The sequence below is a fragment of the Pseudomonas sp. S5D5 genome (assembly GCF_003013355.1).
Taxonomy (GTDB): Bacteria; Pseudomonadota; Gammaproteobacteria; order Pseudomonadales; family Pseudomonadaceae; genus Aquipseudomonas; species Aquipseudomonas aylmerensis.
Genome location: NZ_PTEO01000001.1, coordinates 3,418,125 through 3,432,147, shown reverse-complemented (window position 1 = coordinate 3,432,147; position 14,023 = coordinate 3,418,125). Strand labels below are relative to the sequence as shown.

The following is a 14,023-nucleotide window of genomic DNA, read 5'->3' as shown; positions in this document are numbered from 1 at the left end:
GTGTCGCGCTGAAGCGCCGAGTGAAACCTACACAAGGAGGCCAGTGATGAACGCTATCGAGCAGGACAGGATCCAGGTCAACGGGATTGAGTTGAGTGTGTACATCGCCGGCCCGGAGCAGGGCCGGCCGATCTGGCTGCTCCACGGTTTTCCCGAGTGCTGGCATTCCTGGCGCGAACAGATCCCCGCGCTGGCGGCGGCTGGGTTCCGGGTGTTTGTCCCGCAAATGCGCGGTTACGGCCAATCGAGTTCGCCGCCCGAGATTGCCGATTATGACGTGCTGACGCTGTGCGCCGATATCCAGCAGGCCATGGATCACTTCGGCCATGCACAGGTGGTGATGGTCGGCCATGACTGGGGCGCCGTGGTGGCCTGGCACCTGGCGCTGCTCGAACCCGAGCGCATTACGCACTTGATCACGTTGTCGGTGCCGTTTGCCGGGCGTGCGCGGCGGCCGGTGATCGAAATCCTGCGTGAGCTGTACGCCGACCGCTTCAATTACATCGTGTACTTCCAGCAACCCGGCGTCGCCGAGCAGGAACTGGACGCGGATATCGAACGTACGCTGCGTTTGTTCATGCAGGATGAAGACTTGTTTTTGCAGAAACGGTCCGCCGACTCAAGCTTGTTCGACGGTGCGCAGCCCCCTGGTCCGCTACCGGCGTGGTGTTCACGAGAAGACCTGGACGTCTACGTGCAGACCTTCGCCGAGCATGGCTTTCGTGGCCCGCTGAACTGGTATCGCAACTTTGAGCGCAACTGGCAACGCAGCGAGTTCCTGGCCGGCCGGCAGGTGCTGCAACCGACGCTGTTCCTGATCGGCGACCGCGACCCCGTCGGCGTGTTTGAAGCCCACACCCTCAAGCGCATGCCGGAGTCGGTGCCGAACCTCGAGCAGCAGGTCCTGGCCAATTGCGGTCACTGGATCCAGAACGAGCAAGCTCAGCGGGTCAACGCGTTGATGCTCGGGTTTCTAGGGAAAACGTAAAGGTCGCGCCGTGCCCTGGGCGGTCGACCAGACGAATGCTGCGCCCGTGCAATTGCAGGATGCGGTGCACGATGCGCAGGCCCAGGCCACCGTCGCGCCGCGCGCCGCCGATGGTGAAGGCACGCAGGAACAAGCCTTCACGCAGTTCGGCGTCGATCCCCGGGCCACTGTCGCTGACGGTCACCGCCACGCCATCGGCGGCCGGCGACAGGATCACCTCGACTTCGCCATTCACCGGTGTATGGCGCAAGGCATTGTCCAGCAGGTTGGTGAGCACGCGTTCGATCAGGCCCAGGTCCGCCAGCACGGTAGGCACCTGCGGGGGCAGGGTGGCAGTCAGGGTGATGGCGCGCGCCTCGGCGGTGAGTTCGAATTTCTGGAAGATGTCCTGCACCAGGTCCGGCAGGGAGAAACCTTCGATCACTGGCTGCACAAAGCCGTGTTCCAGGCGCACCAACTCCAGCAGCGACTGGGCCAGGCCACCGACCTTGCGACTCTGGTCCAGGGCAATGCCGAGGTAGCGCCGGCGCTCTTCGGGGCTCAGGCTGGCATCCTTGAGGGTCAGGGTTTCCAGGTAGCCATGCAGGGACGCCAGCGGCGTGCGCAGGTCATGGGAGATGTTGGCGACCATTTCCCGGCGTTCCTGGTCCTGATGGGTGATGGCCCGCCACTGTTCGCCCAGGCGGTTTTCCATCTGCACGAAAGCGTGGTCGAGCACGGCGATTTCGTCGCCACTGTCGAGTTCCGGGGTGGCCGACGCCTGGGTTTTCGGCGCGCCGTTGATATCGAACTGACCGACCTTGTCGGTGAGCTGGCGCAACGGCCGGGTGATCCATGCGAAGGCGATGAGCCCCGCCAGCAGGCACAACAGGGCCACCAGGCCGATGGACCACAGCGCGATCTTCAGCGCCATGCCCGTGGCGTCCTTGGCGTCGTACACATCATGGGCTTCGCCGAGCAGCACCACGTACAGGAAGCCGGTTTGCTGGCCGTTGGCCTTGAGCGGCGCGGCGCTGAACACCTTGCGCCCATCGACGCTGCGCGGGTCATCGCCAAGGATCGGCAGCATGGCGCCGCTGAGGAAGCGCCGGATCGGTGCCAGGTCAACCTGGTCGCGCAGCAGGTGGCCGCTGGGTGCGGCATTGCCGACCACACGGCCGTCGATGTCGAGCAGGTACACCTCGACACTCGGGTTGACCAGCATCAACTGGCTGAACAGGTTGCGCACGGCGTCGGGCTTGAGGCCATCGGCGTCCATCAACTGCGTGTCACGGGCGATATGTGCGGCCAGGTCACGGGACAGGCCTTGCACCACTTCCAGCTCGTGCATGCGGTTGGAGCGCACTTGCAGCCAGGCCGAGGTGCCACTGCAGATCACCAGAAGCACGGCGAACACCACCGACAGGCGCTGGGTCAGGGTCAGCTTCATGGCGGGCTCTCGGCGAACTTGTAGCCACGGCCCCACACCGTGAGGATGCGCGCGGGGTTGGCCGGGTCGGCCTCGACCTTGGCGCGCAGGCGGTTGATATGGGTATTCACCGTGTGTTCATAACCTTCGTGGCTGTAGCCCCACACGGCGTTGAGCAGGTCCATGCGCGAGAACACCTTGCCGGGCTGGCGCGCGAAGAAATACAGCAGGTCGAATTCCCGTGGGGTGAGGTCCAGGCGCTGGCCTTGCAGCGTCGCATCACGGGTCAGCGGGTTGATAAACAACTGGCCGAGGTCGAGGCTGCCGGCGTCCATCTTCAGGTTGCGCGCCATTGCATCGACCCGGCGCAACAGTGCCTTGACCCGCGCGACCAGCTCCGGCATCGAAAACGGCTTGGCCAGGTAGTCATCCGCGCCCAGCTCCAGGCCGAGGATGCGGTGCAGTTCGCTGGAGCGCGCGCTGGTGATGATGATCGGCGTGTAGCGCGTCATGGCGCGGGCGCGCCGGCAGATTTCCAGGCCGTCGACGCCGGGCAGCATCAGGTCGAGTATCAATGCATCCCAACCGCCTTGCTCAAGCAGGCGCAGGCCTTCGTCGCCGTCGGCGCTGTGCACCACCTCGAACTGCTCATCGCGCAGGTGCAGGCAGATCAGGTCGGCAATATGCGCATCGTCCTCGACCACCAGGACACGTTTGGGCTGATCCATGTAAGAGAAACCTTCGCTTGTCGTTCGCGCATTGTGCGGCTTTTGCAACAGTGTAGTTATCACGAATTGTTTAACTCTGCGTGAGGATTCCGCGACCGTAAATCCTCCAACATCCGCCTATCGAAAGAGCGTGGGTTGTGGTGGTTCTGGTTTTGGCAGTGGCAGGGATTGTGGTTGTGGCAGTGATTCTGGCAGTGGCAGTGGTTGTGGCGAGCGGGCTTGCCCCGCGTTGGAGTGCGTAGCGCTCCCGTTTTTTTGGGGCCGCTGCGCAGCCCAACGCGGGGCAAGCCCGCTCACCACAGAAGCCCGCTCGCCACAGAAGCCCCCTTACCACAGAGTCCACTTACCACAGAGACCTGCCTACAAGAGAAACCTGCCCACCACAGAAACCTGGCTACCACACAAGCCCGCGCACCAAAGGGTAATCGTCGCCCAATGGACGGTATGGATCGAGGAGAACAGCATGTATTCACGTCGACAAATTCTGCTGGCCGGTGGCGGCCTGGGTGTCGCCGTCCTGGCCGGAGGCCTGTTGAGACAGATCAACCTGGTCACCGCAGCGGAGGCCGCCGAGACGTTCGAGGTCAACCACACCGACGCCGAATGGCGCAGCCTGCTGACCGCCGAGCAATACAACGTCCTGCGCGAGGAGGGCACCGAACGCCCCTACACCAGCGCCCTCAACGACGAGCACCGTGCGGGCACCTTCGCCTGTGCCGGTTGTGCGCTGCCACTCTTCTCCTCGGCAACCAAGTTCAACAGCCACACCGGCTGGCCGAGTTTCTGGCAACCGCTCGACAACGCCGTGGCCAGCCACACCGACACCTCCTACGGCGTGGTGCGCAAGGAAATTCACTGCCGCCGGTGTGGCGGCCATCAGGGGCACGTGTTCGATGACGGCCCGCCCCCCACCGGCTTGCGCTATTGCATGAATGGTGCCGCCATGACGTTCACTGCGGCTTAAGCCGATGTTTACTTATCTGTCTAAGGGAAGATCCCATGTGGCTTCTGGTTCTCGCGTATCTGGGCGGCGTGCTGACAATCGTCAGCCCGTGCATCCTGCCTGTTCTGCCTTTTGTCTTCGCTCGCACCGGGCAGCCGTTTTTGCGCAGTGGCTTGCCGCTGTTAGCGGGGATGGCGGTGACGTTTGCCCTGGTCGCCTCGCTGGCGGCGGTGGGCGGCGGCTGGGTGGTGCAAGTCAATCAGTACGGGCGCTGGCTCGCGTTGCTGTGCGTGGCCCTGTTCGGACTCACGCTCCTGTTGCCGCAACTGTCCGAGCGCCTGACGCGTCCGTTGGTGGCGGCCGGCAGTCGCCTGTCGGAAGCCGCCGGGGCCGATGCCAGGCCGCGTCCGGGCGCCTCGTTCCTGATCGGCGTGGCCACCGGCCTGCTCTGGGCACCCTGCGCCGGGCCAATCCTCGGGTTGGTACTGACCGGCGCCGCGCTGCAGGGCGCCAGCATCGGTACTACCTTGCTCTTGCTGGCCTACGCCGCCGGTGCTGCCACCTCCCTGGCCTTGGCGCTGCTGGTCGGCGGGAAAGTCTTCGGCTTCATGAAGCGCTCGCTCGGTGCCGGTGAATGGCTGCGCCGTGGCCTGGGTGCATTGATGCTGGCCGGCGTCGCGGCCATCGCACTGGGACTCGACACCGGCGTGCTGGCGCGGCTGTCGACCGCGTCCACCGGTGGCCTGGAGCAAAGCCTGGTGAACACGCTGAGCGCCAAGCCTGAGCAGAAGGGCGGGGCGATGATGGCTGGGGGCGCAATGATGGCCGCCGCCAACCACAGCGACACGTTGCCGATCGAAGGTGCGCTGCCTTCGCTGGACGGCGCCGTGCAGTGGCTCAACAGTCCACCGCTGACCGCCGAAGGGCTCAAGGGCAAGGTGGTGCTGGTGGATTTCTGGACCTACTCCTGCATCAACTGCCTGCGCAGCCTGCCGTATGTCAAAGCCTGGGCCGAGAAGTACCACGACCAGGGCCTGGTGGTGATTGGCGTGCATGCGCCGGAGTTTGCGTTTGAGCGCGACGTGAACAACGTCACCCAGGCGATGAAGGACCTGGGCATCACCTACCCGGTGGCCATCGACAACAACTACAAGGTCTGGCGCGCCTTCAACAACCAGTACTGGCCGGCGCATTACTTCGCCGATGCCAAGGGCCAGATTCGCTATCACCATTTTGGCGAAGGCGACTATGCCGAGTCGGAGCGGGTGATCCAGCAGTTGCTGCGTGAGGCCGGCGCACAGAACGTCGCCAGTGGCCTGATTGAGGCAGACGCCAAGGGCGTGCAACAGGCGCCGGACATGAACGAGGTGCAGTCGCCGGAAACCTACCTGGGCTTCCAGCGCGCCGAAAACTTTGTCACCACCGGCACCCTGGCCACCAACCAGGTGGCGAACTATCCGGCGGCCGGCAACCTGGCCCTGAACAACTGGACCCTGGAAGGCCACTGGAATGTCGGCGGCCAGCAAGCCACCCTCGACCAGGCGAATGGGCGGATTGTCTACCGCTTCCATGCCCGCGACCTGCACCTGGTGCTCGGCCCGGGCGCCGATAGCAAGCCGGTGCGCTTCAAGGTCAGCATTGACGGCCAGGCACCTGGCGATGCCCACGGCACCGACGTCGCCCCGGATGGCAGCGGCACCGTCACCGAACAACGCCTGTACCAACTGGTGCGCCAACCCGGCGCCGTCAAGGACCGCACGTTCACCATCGAATTTCTCGACCCGCACGTGTCGGCCTACGCCTTCACCTTCGGCTAACTGATTTTTTGACTGGATAACCCCGTCAATGTGGGAGCGGGCTTGCTCGCGAATGCGCTGAAACCGTCATCGAATGCGTTAGCTGACACAGCGTATTCGCGAGCAAGCCCGCTCCCACCGGTTGACCCCGTTGATTCAGTTGCACTGGAGTGACTGTGATGAAACTGCTCAAGATCCTGCCCGCCCTGGCTTTTGCCGCGTTCGTGGGCCAAAGCTCGGCCTTTTCCTTCGGTGCCACCGAAGACGCCGTCGCCATCGCGCCACCGGCGCTGGACCTGCCCGCCGAACCCGGCAACCTGCAAACCGCCGTGTTCGCCGGCGGTTGCTTCTGGGGCGTTCAAGGGGTGTTCCAGCATGTGCAAGGGGTGAAAAACGCCGTCTCCGGTTATGACGGCGGCGCGGCGAACACGGCCCAATACGAGTCGGTCAGCGGCGGCGACACCGGCCACGCCGAATCGGTATCAGTGACGTACGACCCTGGCAAAGTCAGCTACGGCAAGCTGCTGCAGATCTACTTCTCGGTGGCCCACAACCCCACCGAACTCAATCGCCAGGGCCCGGATTCCGGCACCCAGTACCGCTCGGCGATCTTTGCGCAGAATGCCGAGCAGCAAAAAGTTGCCCAGGCCTACATCGCCCAGTTGGACGCGGCCAAGTCGTTCGATAAACCTATCGTGACTAAAATCGAGATGGGCAAGGCGTTTTACCCCGCAGAGTCCTACCACCAGGACTTCCTCACCGAGAACCCGTCCTATCCCTACATCGTGATCAATGACCTGCCGAAAGTCGCACAGCTCAAAAAGCTGTTCCCCGACCAGTACCGCGCCGAGCCGGTGCTGGTCAAAAATCAGTAATCCTCTGGGGGAGCGGGCTTGCCCGCGAATGCGCTGGACCCGTCAGTACCACTGTGACGGGCATACCGCTTTCGCAGGCAAGCCCGCTCCCATCTGTTGATCTGCTGCGTGGCTACACCACTTCCAGATACGAGCTATGGATCGCCCGCGCCAATTCACGCACGGTGTCGATAAACTCGGTCAACCGGCTGTGCAGCCCATCTTCGAGAATCTCATCGATCCCGGTGTACCGCAGCCGCGCTTCGAACTCCGCCGCCAGGCGCTGCGCCGTGCGCCCGTAACTGCCGGGCAGGTCGGCGAGGATATGGCTCAATTCCTCGATACACGCATGTAGCGAGCGCGGCACGTCACTGCGCAACAGCAGCAACTCCGACACCGAGCGCGCGTTCAAGGCATTCGGGTACAGCTCGGTATACGCCTCGAACGATGACAGCGCGCGGAGCAGGGCGCTCCACTGGTAGTAACCACGGGCCGAGAGGTCGCTGACTTCCTCTGATTCCTCGCCGAACATTTCATAACGCGCATCCAGCAGGCGCAGGGTGTTGTCCGCGCGCTCGACGAAGGTGCCCAGGCGAATGAACCGGTAGGCGTCATTGCGCATGATGGTCCCGGACGTGGCGCCCCGGAACAGGTGCGAACGCTGCTTGACCCAATCACAGAAGTGGCTGATGCCATGTCGCGCCAGGCCGCCGGCGGCGATGCTGCGCATTTCCAGCCAGGTGGCGTTGAGGTTTTCCCACATGTCGGCGGTGATGCGCCCGCGTACCGCATGGGCATTGCCCCTGGCCGCGCGCAGGCAGTTGTAGATGCTGGCGGGGTTTTCTTCGTCGAGCGCGAAGAAATGCAACATGCGCTCGGCGTCCAGTTGCTCGTGGCGCTCCAGGTAACTGTCGAGGGTGCCGCTGCTGAGCAACGACATCGCCAGTTCATCCAGGCCATCGCTGCGTCCGGCCTGGGGCATCAACGACAACGAGTAACTGACTTCGAGCATGCGCGCGAGGTTCTCGGCGCGCTCCAGGTAACGCGACATCCAGTACAGATCTGCGGCGGTTCTACTCAACATACTCAGCCCTCCACCACCCAGGTGTCCTTGGTTCCACCGCCTTGCGACGAGTTGACGATCAACGAGCCTTCACGCAGGGCCACCCGCGTGAGGCCGCCGGGCACTAGGCGGGTTTCCTTGCCGGATAGCACGAAGGGCCGCAGGTCGATGTGCCGCGGCGCGATGCCGTTTTCGACAAAGGTCGGGCAGGTGGACAGGCTCAGGGTCGGTTGGGCGATATAAGCATGTGGACGCGCCTTGATGCGCTGGCGGAAATCCTCGATTTCAGCCGCGCTGGACGCCGGGCCGACCAGCATGCCGTAGCCGCCGGAGCCTTGGGTTTCCTTGACCACCAGTTCCGGCAGGTGTGCGAGTACGTGGGACAACTCGTCGGGCTTGCGGCACTGGAAGGTTGGCACGTTTTGCAGCACCGGCTCTTCATCCAGGTAGAAACGGATCATTTCCGGCACGTAAGGGTAGATCGACTTGTCGTCCGCCACGCCGGTGCCGATGGCGTTGGCCAGCACCACGTTGCCGGCGCAATAGGCCGCCACCAGGGCGGGCACGCCGAGCATCGATTCGGGGTTGAACGCCTGCGGGTCGAGGAACGCGTCGTCGATACGGCGGTAGATCACGTCCACGGCCTTGGGGCCGTCGGTGGTGCGCATGAACACCTTGAGGTCATGCACGAACAGATCGGCGCCTTCCACCAGTTCCACGCCCATTTCCCGGGCCAGGAACGCGTGTTCGAAAAACGCGCTGTTGAAGCGGCCCGGCGTCAGCACCACCACATTGGGGTTGTCCAGGCGGCTGGAGCTTTTCAGGGTCTTGAGCAACAGGTTGGGGTAGTGGTCCACCGGCGCGATGCGCTGCTTGGCGAACACCTCGGGAAACAGCCGCATCATCATCTTGCGGTCTTCGAGCATGTAGCTCACGCCACTGGGCGTGCGCAAGTTGTCTTCGAGCACGTAGTACGTGCCGTCGCCGTCGCGCACCAGGTCGACGCCGGAGATGTGCGAATAGATATCACGGTGCAGGTCGAGGCCGACCATGGCCTTCTGATACCCCTCGTTGCCCAGCACCTGGTCTGCCGGAATGATCCCGGCCTTGATGATGCGCTGGTCGTGGTAAATATCGGCGAGGAACATGTTCAGCGCATTGACGCGCTGGATACAGCCGCGCTCGATCACGCTCCACTCACTGGCGGGGATGCTGCGCGGGATGATGTCGAAGGGGATCAGGCGCTCGGTGTCTTGTTCGTCGCCGTAGAGGGTGAAGGTGATCCCCGCGCGGTGGAACAGCAAATCGGCTTCGCGACGGCGCTGGGCCAGCAGTTCCGGTGGCGTGTTGGCCAGCCAGCGGGAGAAATCCTGATAATGCGCACGGCACACGCCGTTTGCGTCATTCATTTCATCAAAGAAAGATCGAGCCATTCCAGTACCTTGTCAGTGCCGAGGGACGCATGGGGTGGCACTGCCGCTTTAAAAAACGCATTTTTTTATGAGCCCGTGGCTGACGGTGCCACTGGGCCTGGTCCTTACTTTCTTATGGGGTCGGCTCTGGGTCGGGGGGTAACGAATGCTCCTGTATCCGGGCAGATGAATGGATAAAGCAATGCCTGTGCCGGATTGGGTATACGCGGAGTATTTACCGGGTGGCGGGTAGCCGCTGACGATGGCAAGCCTGCTCACAGCAGGAAGATTGCTTGTCCTGGCTGGGATGGCCGGCCACAAAGGGGCAGGGTGCGCACCACGCTGGTGCATGAACAAACTTGAACTTCGCCCCCTGCCGATTCTTCTAACAGGTCTCACCCCAGCACGGAGCACGGACGTGCCCAGAATCATCTCACCCGACACCCCGGAATCGAACCTGACCGATCACAGCGAACACAACGCCAAGATCTTCGGTTCGCCCAAGGATCGCCTGGACTTCTACCGGCGCGAAATCCAGTACGAAACCACCATTCTCGCCAACCGCACCGACGCCTACCTCACCGCGCAGTCGTTCCTGGTGATTGCGTTCGTCTCCGGCATGGGCAACCTCAATCCGGAATGGGGCAAGTTGTTCACCGTGGTCGTGCCGGTATTCCTGGCCGCGCTGGGGATCCTCAGTTCCCTCAACGCCTGGCCAGGCATTCGCGCCGCTTACGAAATCATCGACCATTGGCACTACAAGCAGAGCGAATTGCTGCGCAGCGAACCGGTGATGGGCATGGCCTATGACGAGTCGCCGCTGTTTTCCGAGATGGAGTCGTCCCACAAGGGCTATCGCAAGTCGCTGCTGTTCTCGATGCGCGCCCCGTGGTTGTTCATGGTGTTCTGGGTGTTGCTGGGGGCGTACGCGTTTTACATCCAGGTGGACAATCCTGGCTCTTAAGCAAGTTGAACTTCGGCTACCCGCGCGGGACCTTATCTTTACGCAGTCTGCGTTTTTTAAACGAGGTGACCCATGAGCACAGACAACGATCCGCAAACCAGCAACCGCAACGACCCGGCGATCGACGGCGGCGAGCCGGCGCCAGGTACGGCGGCCGATGCGCCCAAAGATCCGAAGCCTGCCAGTGATCCCAAGGCCAAGGAAAACGACTACAGTCCAGACTTCAAGCCTGAGCCCGAGGTCAAGCCTGAAACCGATGCCGATATCGACACCCAAGGTGGTTAGAGGAGACGGTCATGTCCAAAGAACTGGAAGAAGAACTCAACGACCCCGGCAATGAAGACCCGGGTTCGTTGATGGATGATGCAGAAGTGCCGCTCAATGACCTGGATGAAGCCGCCGATGTCGGCAACACCGAAAATCAGGACTGAGCCTTGCCCTTGGCACGTCGTTCATACCACGCCAGCATCGGCTGGGTACTGAGGCCATGAACGACGATGCTCAAGGCGATCACTGACAGCGTCAGGTTCACCGCCACCGCGCTGCTGGTCCCGATCAAGCCATGGTTGAGCGCGTAGAACAGGTAGTAAATGCTGCCGATCCCACGGATCCCAAACCAGCCCATCAAGCCGCGTTGCTGGCGATCGATCAGGCTGCCCCACGGGATGGCGAAGACGCTCAGCGGGCGAATCACACAGAACAGCAACGCCGCCAACGGCAGTGCGCGCCAATCCCAATGGCTGATCAGCACAATCCCCAGCACCGTCACCAGGAACACCTCCATCGAACGCTCCACCAGGCTGCCGAACGAGAGCATGTCGCCCATCATCACGCCGGCGGCGATCTGGCTATCCTCCAGCCCGCTGGTGTCGCCTTGCAGTGCGCGTTCCGGCTCCACTTCCAGGTGCCCCACCACCGGCAATGCCAGGTGTTCCGACGGCGTCTGTGAATGGCCGGTTGAGCGGAATTCGGCCTGGCGCAACCCCAATCCGGCGGCGAACACCGACAGGAAGCCGTAACCGCCAACGGCCTCGGCCGCCACATAGGCCAGGGCGATGAGGGCAAGAGTGAGGTAGTCATTCGGCGACAACGTGCTGTCGCTGTTGGTGATGCGCAGCCACAGCGTTACGCGGCCAATGCCGCGCCCCATCCAATAGCCGATCAACAGCCCGGCCGGCACCGCCCACAGCAGGTTTTTCAGCACCCAGCCGCCCAGCCAGTCACCGTCGAAGCCGCCGTGCTGCATGAACACCAGGGCGAAAATCACGAACGGGAACGCCGTGCCGTCGTTGAGCCCGGCCTCGCCGGACAGGCCGAAACGCAGCGCGTCGTAGTCCTGGGCATTATTGACCTGCACCAGGCCCGCCAGCACCGGGTCGGTCGGCGCGAGGATCGCCCCCACCAGCAGCGACACCCCCCACGACAGTTCAAACAGGTAGTGCAAGGCCAGGCAGATGCCGAGGATGCTCAACAGCATCACCGGGCCGGCCATGCCGAACGCAATCCGCCAGGTGCGATGGCGCAGCGGCAGGCGCAGCTTGAGGCCGCTGACAAACAGCGAAAACAGCACCGCGACCTCGGTGAGGTGCTCCATCCAGCGTGCAGAGTGCTGGATATCCAGGTGCAACAGGTCCACCCCCAGCGGGCCGATGCCGACGCCCAGCAGCAGGCACACGGCGGAGGCGGTCACCGGCATCCAGCGCAGGTAAGAGGAGGTGAGGGCGAGGGTGAGCAATACGGCGCCGAGGACGGCCATCCATAGAATAAAAGTCATCGAGCAGTTACCGGGCCGTGGTCTATCCAGGTTTGAGAGTGACGGCCCGGCGCAGGTTCAATGTGATTCCATCAACTGCGAACCGATGGTTTTCAGGCGGATCATGTCCATCAATTGGCGCAGTCCCGGCTGCGATTGCCGGCGGCTCGGGTAGTACATGCACAGCGGCTCGCCCACGCAGGCCCAGTCGGGCATGACGTCCACCAGGCGGCCGTCCGCCAGTTCCTGTTGCACGCGGTTGGCCAGGCAGTAGGCAATGCCGACGCCTTGTAGGGCGGCATGCACGATGGTTTCGGTATCAGCCGCGCTGAAATGGCCTGGCACGTCGATGCGCTGCTGGCGCGGGCCATTGCCCAACTCCCATTTGTAGGGCGTCTTGTCGCCCAGGTACATGCGGATGCACGCGTGCTGTAGCAGGTCCTTGGGTTGCTGTGGCGTGCCACGCCGGGCGAGGTAGGCGGGGGAAGCGACGGTGATCCAGCGCAACGCGCCCGTCAGCGGCACGGCGACCATGTCCTGGGGCACGGTGGCGCCGTAGCGGATGCCGGCGTCGTAGCCCTCGGCGACGATGTCGATCATCTGGTCCTGCACGATCAGGTCCAGGCGCAGCTGCGGGTAGGCGGCGCAGAAGTCCCCGAGAATCGGCGCCAGCAGCAATACCGCGGCATCGCGTGGCACGTTGAGGCGCAGCCGGCCGATGGGCGCTTCGCGGTACAGCTCCAGGGTGTCGAGGCCGTCCTGGATCGTGGCGAACCCCACGCTGAGTTTTTCCGCCAGCAGGGTGCCGGCGTCGGTGGGTTCCACGGCGCGGCTGGTGCGGTACAACAGCTTCACGCCCAGGCGGGTTTCCAGGTTGCGCATGGTGTGGCTCAGCGCGGAGGTGGTCACGCCGAGTTCATGCGCGGCATGGCGAAAGCTGCGGCGGCGGATGATTGCCATGAACACGTTGAGATCGGCCAATTCGGAACGGTTGAAGGCAGCCATTTCAAGTCTCTTTAGTGGGGCTTTGGTTGAATGCGGCGTTGAGCCCTATTCAACCTGGGATGACCTAGAGTAATTGCTTTTCTAAGCATGTTGACGGTCAGGGGTTTTATTTCATGTACGTTGAGACCATCCGCATCGCCGGTATCGATACACCGGTCTCGCGAATAGCCCTCGGCACCTGGTCGATGGGCGGGCACCTGTGGGGCGGCGCCGACAACGAACAGGCGACCCGAACCCTTCGGCATGCGTTGGCACTCGGAATCAACCTGATCGACACCGCGCCGGTGTATGGCTTTGGTTTATCCGAACAGATGATCGGCAAGGCCCTGCGCGGCGTGCGCCACAGCGCCGTGATCGCGACCCAGGCCGGGCTGCATTGGGACGACGGCCCGCCAGGGCGCAACGCCACGGCCCGGCGCATACGCAAAGCGCTCGAAGACTCGCTGGTGCGCCTGGACACCGACTACATCGATCTGTACCAGATCCACTGGCCCGACTCGCCGGTGGCCCAGGAAGAAACCGCCGATGAGTTGGAGCGTCTGCGCCGCGAGGGCAAGATCCTCGCCGTCGGGGTGAGCAACTATGCCTCCACGCACAGGGATAGTTTCAGCCAGCACACTGCGGCGGCCACCGTGCAACCGCCGTACAACCGGTTCGAACGCAGCATCGACAGCGCTATCCTGCCGTACGCCAGGCAGCATGGCCTGGTGGTGCTGGCGTACGGGCCGCTGTGCCGCGGCTTGCTCAGCGGCAACCTGTATGCGCAGCCGCCTTTCGCCGGGGACGCTGTGCGCACGCTCGACCCGACATTCAAGGCGCCGCGTTTCGAGCAATACCTGGAAACGGTGGCCGCGCTGGGTATCTATGCGCGCGAGCGCCACGGCAAATCGGTGCTGGCCCTGGCCTTGCGTTGGGTGCTCGACCAAGGCCCGACCATCGCGTTGTGGGGAGCCCGGCGCCCCGAGCAATTGCGCGGCTTTGAAGAAGCGTTTGGCTGGCAACTGACCCCTGAAGACCTGACGAATATCGACGGTATCCTCGCCAGCACGATAAAAGACCCGCTCGGCGCGCCGTTGTAGCCCTGCGCCAGCGATGTCGGCGGCCAGACT

14 protein-coding genes are annotated in these 14,023 nt (G+C 63.3%); 8 read left to right on the top strand and 6 right to left on the bottom strand.

The window, feature by feature from the left end:
- The first annotated feature begins 46 nt into the window (after positions 1-46).
- A complete protein-coding gene (locus C9990_RS15950; RefSeq protein ID WP_106803901.1) occupies positions 47-988 on the top strand; it encodes an alpha/beta fold hydrolase in 942 nt (313 codons plus the stop codon).
- Here C9990_RS15950 and C9990_RS15945 read toward each other — a convergent pair.
- Together C9990_RS15945 and C9990_RS15940 are read right to left on the bottom strand one after the other, a co-directional pair.
- Positions 951-2,417 carry a HAMP domain-containing sensor histidine kinase gene (locus tag C9990_RS15945; protein ID WP_106803900.1) on the bottom strand — a complete coding sequence of 489 codons (1,467 nt, stop codon included), beginning with the start codon at positions 2,415-2,417 and terminating at the stop codon, positions 951-953. The genes C9990_RS15950 and C9990_RS15945 overlap by 38 nt on opposite strands.
- Positions 2,414-3,124: a response regulator transcription factor gene (locus tag C9990_RS15940; RefSeq protein ID WP_065905138.1), complete on the bottom strand. Its 711-nt coding sequence runs from the start codon at positions 3,122-3,124 to the stop codon at positions 2,414-2,416. The genes C9990_RS15945 and C9990_RS15940 overlap by 4 nt, the downstream gene beginning before the upstream one ends.
- A gap of 463 nt (positions 3,125-3,587) precedes the next feature.
- On the opposite strand from C9990_RS15940, the gene msrB reads away from it, so the two are divergent.
- From msrB to msrA, 3 genes are all read left to right on the top strand, one after another.
- Positions 3,588-4,088, top strand: a complete 501-nt coding sequence (gene msrB / locus C9990_RS15930; protein WP_106803899.1) for a peptide-methionine (R)-S-oxide reductase MsrB — start codon at positions 3,588-3,590, stop codon at positions 4,086-4,088.
- A gap of 35 nt (positions 4,089-4,123) precedes the next feature.
- On the top strand, positions 4,124-5,884 hold the full coding sequence (locus tag C9990_RS15925; protein WP_106803898.1) for a cytochrome c biogenesis protein DipZ: 1,761 nt from the start codon (positions 4,124-4,126) through the stop codon (positions 5,882-5,884).
- 158 nt (positions 5,885-6,042) lie between these two features.
- Positions 6,043-6,738, top strand: coding sequence for a peptide-methionine (S)-S-oxide reductase MsrA (gene msrA, locus C9990_RS15920; RefSeq protein ID WP_106803897.1), 696 nt, complete (start codon positions 6,043-6,045; stop codon positions 6,736-6,738).
- A 112-nt stretch (positions 6,739-6,850) separates the two neighbouring features.
- On the opposite strand, the gene C9990_RS15915 is transcribed toward msrA, so the two are convergent.
- Together C9990_RS15915 and C9990_RS15910 are read right to left on the bottom strand one after the other, a co-directional pair.
- Positions 6,851-7,801 (bottom strand): alpha-E domain-containing protein, encoded by a 951-nt coding sequence (locus C9990_RS15915; protein ID WP_065905170.1) that lies wholly within the window; start codon positions 7,799-7,801, stop codon positions 6,851-6,853.
- 2 nt (positions 7,802-7,803) lie between these two features.
- Positions 7,804-9,213 (bottom strand): circularly permuted type 2 ATP-grasp protein, encoded by a 1,410-nt coding sequence (locus tag C9990_RS15910; RefSeq protein ID WP_106803896.1) that lies wholly within the window; start codon positions 9,211-9,213, stop codon positions 7,804-7,806.
- 397 nt (positions 9,214-9,610) lie between these two features.
- Between C9990_RS15910 and C9990_RS15905 the strand changes: the two genes are divergently transcribed.
- The 3 genes from C9990_RS15905 (at position 9,611) to C9990_RS32805 (ending at position 10,587) form a co-directional block, all read left to right on the top strand.
- Positions 9,611-10,156: a hypothetical protein gene (locus tag C9990_RS15905; RefSeq protein WP_065905174.1), complete on the top strand. Its 546-nt coding sequence runs from the start codon at positions 9,611-9,613 to the stop codon at positions 10,154-10,156.
- 72 nt (positions 10,157-10,228) lie between these two features.
- On the top strand, positions 10,229-10,441 hold the full coding sequence (locus tag C9990_RS15900; protein WP_065905176.1) for a hypothetical protein: 213 nt from the start codon (positions 10,229-10,231) through the stop codon (positions 10,439-10,441).
- An 11-nt stretch (positions 10,442-10,452) separates the two neighbouring features.
- Positions 10,453-10,587: a hypothetical protein gene (locus C9990_RS32805; RefSeq protein WP_256595100.1), complete on the top strand. Its 135-nt coding sequence runs from the start codon at positions 10,453-10,455 to the stop codon at positions 10,585-10,587.
- Here C9990_RS32805 and C9990_RS15895 read toward each other — a convergent pair.
- Positions 10,578-11,930, bottom strand: coding sequence for a sodium:proton antiporter (locus C9990_RS15895; RefSeq protein ID WP_065905178.1), 1,353 nt, complete (start codon positions 11,928-11,930; stop codon positions 10,578-10,580). The two genes, C9990_RS32805 and C9990_RS15895, sit on opposite strands and share 10 nt — an antisense overlap.
- A 57-nt stretch (positions 11,931-11,987) precedes the next feature.
- Entirely contained in the window at positions 11,988-12,914 is a 927-nt protein-coding gene (locus C9990_RS15890; protein WP_106803895.1) for a LysR family transcriptional regulator, read from the bottom strand.
- Between the two features lie 113 nt (positions 12,915-13,027).
- Between C9990_RS15890 and C9990_RS15885 the strand changes: the two genes are divergently transcribed.
- The gene (locus C9990_RS15885) at positions 13,028-13,993 is read left to right on the top strand and encodes an aldo/keto reductase (RefSeq protein WP_106803894.1); all 966 of its coding nucleotides are present in this window, start codon (positions 13,028-13,030) and stop codon (positions 13,991-13,993) included.
- Positions 13,994-14,023: the final 30 nt, after the last annotated feature.

Excerpts from the sequence above, each read along its gene's own strand:
- C9990_RS15950 (WP_106803901.1), top strand. The coding sequence starts at position 47 with ATGAACGCTATCGAGCAGGACAGGATCCAGGTCAACGGGATTGAGTTG.
- C9990_RS15945 (WP_106803900.1), bottom strand. The coding sequence starts at position 2,417 with ATGAAGCTGACCCTGACCCAGCGCCTGTCGGTGGTGTTCGCCGTGCTT.
- C9990_RS15940 (WP_065905138.1), bottom strand. The coding sequence starts at position 3,124 with ATGGATCAGCCCAAACGTGTCCTGGTGGTCGAGGACGATGCGCATATT.
- msrB (WP_106803899.1), top strand. The coding sequence starts at position 3,588 with ATGTATTCACGTCGACAAATTCTGCTGGCCGGTGGCGGCCTGGGTGTC.
- C9990_RS15925 (WP_106803898.1), top strand. The coding sequence starts at position 4,124 with ATGTGGCTTCTGGTTCTCGCGTATCTGGGCGGCGTGCTGACAATCGTC.
- msrA (WP_106803897.1), top strand. The coding sequence starts at position 6,043 with ATGAAACTGCTCAAGATCCTGCCCGCCCTGGCTTTTGCCGCGTTCGTG.
- C9990_RS15915 (WP_065905170.1), bottom strand. The coding sequence starts at position 7,801 with ATGTTGAGTAGAACCGCCGCAGATCTGTACTGGATGTCGCGTTACCTG.
- C9990_RS15910 (WP_106803896.1), bottom strand. The coding sequence starts at position 9,213 with ATGGCTCGATCTTTCTTTGATGAAATGAATGACGCAAACGGCGTGTGC.
- C9990_RS15900 (WP_065905176.1), top strand. The coding sequence starts at position 10,229 with ATGAGCACAGACAACGATCCGCAAACCAGCAACCGCAACGACCCGGCG.
- C9990_RS32805 (WP_256595100.1), top strand. The coding sequence starts at position 10,453 with ATGTCCAAAGAACTGGAAGAAGAACTCAACGACCCCGGCAATGAAGAC.
- C9990_RS15895 (WP_065905178.1), bottom strand. The coding sequence starts at position 11,930 with ATGACTTTTATTCTATGGATGGCCGTCCTCGGCGCCGTATTGCTCACC.
- C9990_RS15890 (WP_106803895.1), bottom strand. The coding sequence starts at position 12,914 with ATGGCTGCCTTCAACCGTTCCGAATTGGCCGATCTCAACGTGTTCATG.
- C9990_RS15885 (WP_106803894.1), top strand. The coding sequence starts at position 13,028 with ATGTACGTTGAGACCATCCGCATCGCCGGTATCGATACACCGGTCTCG.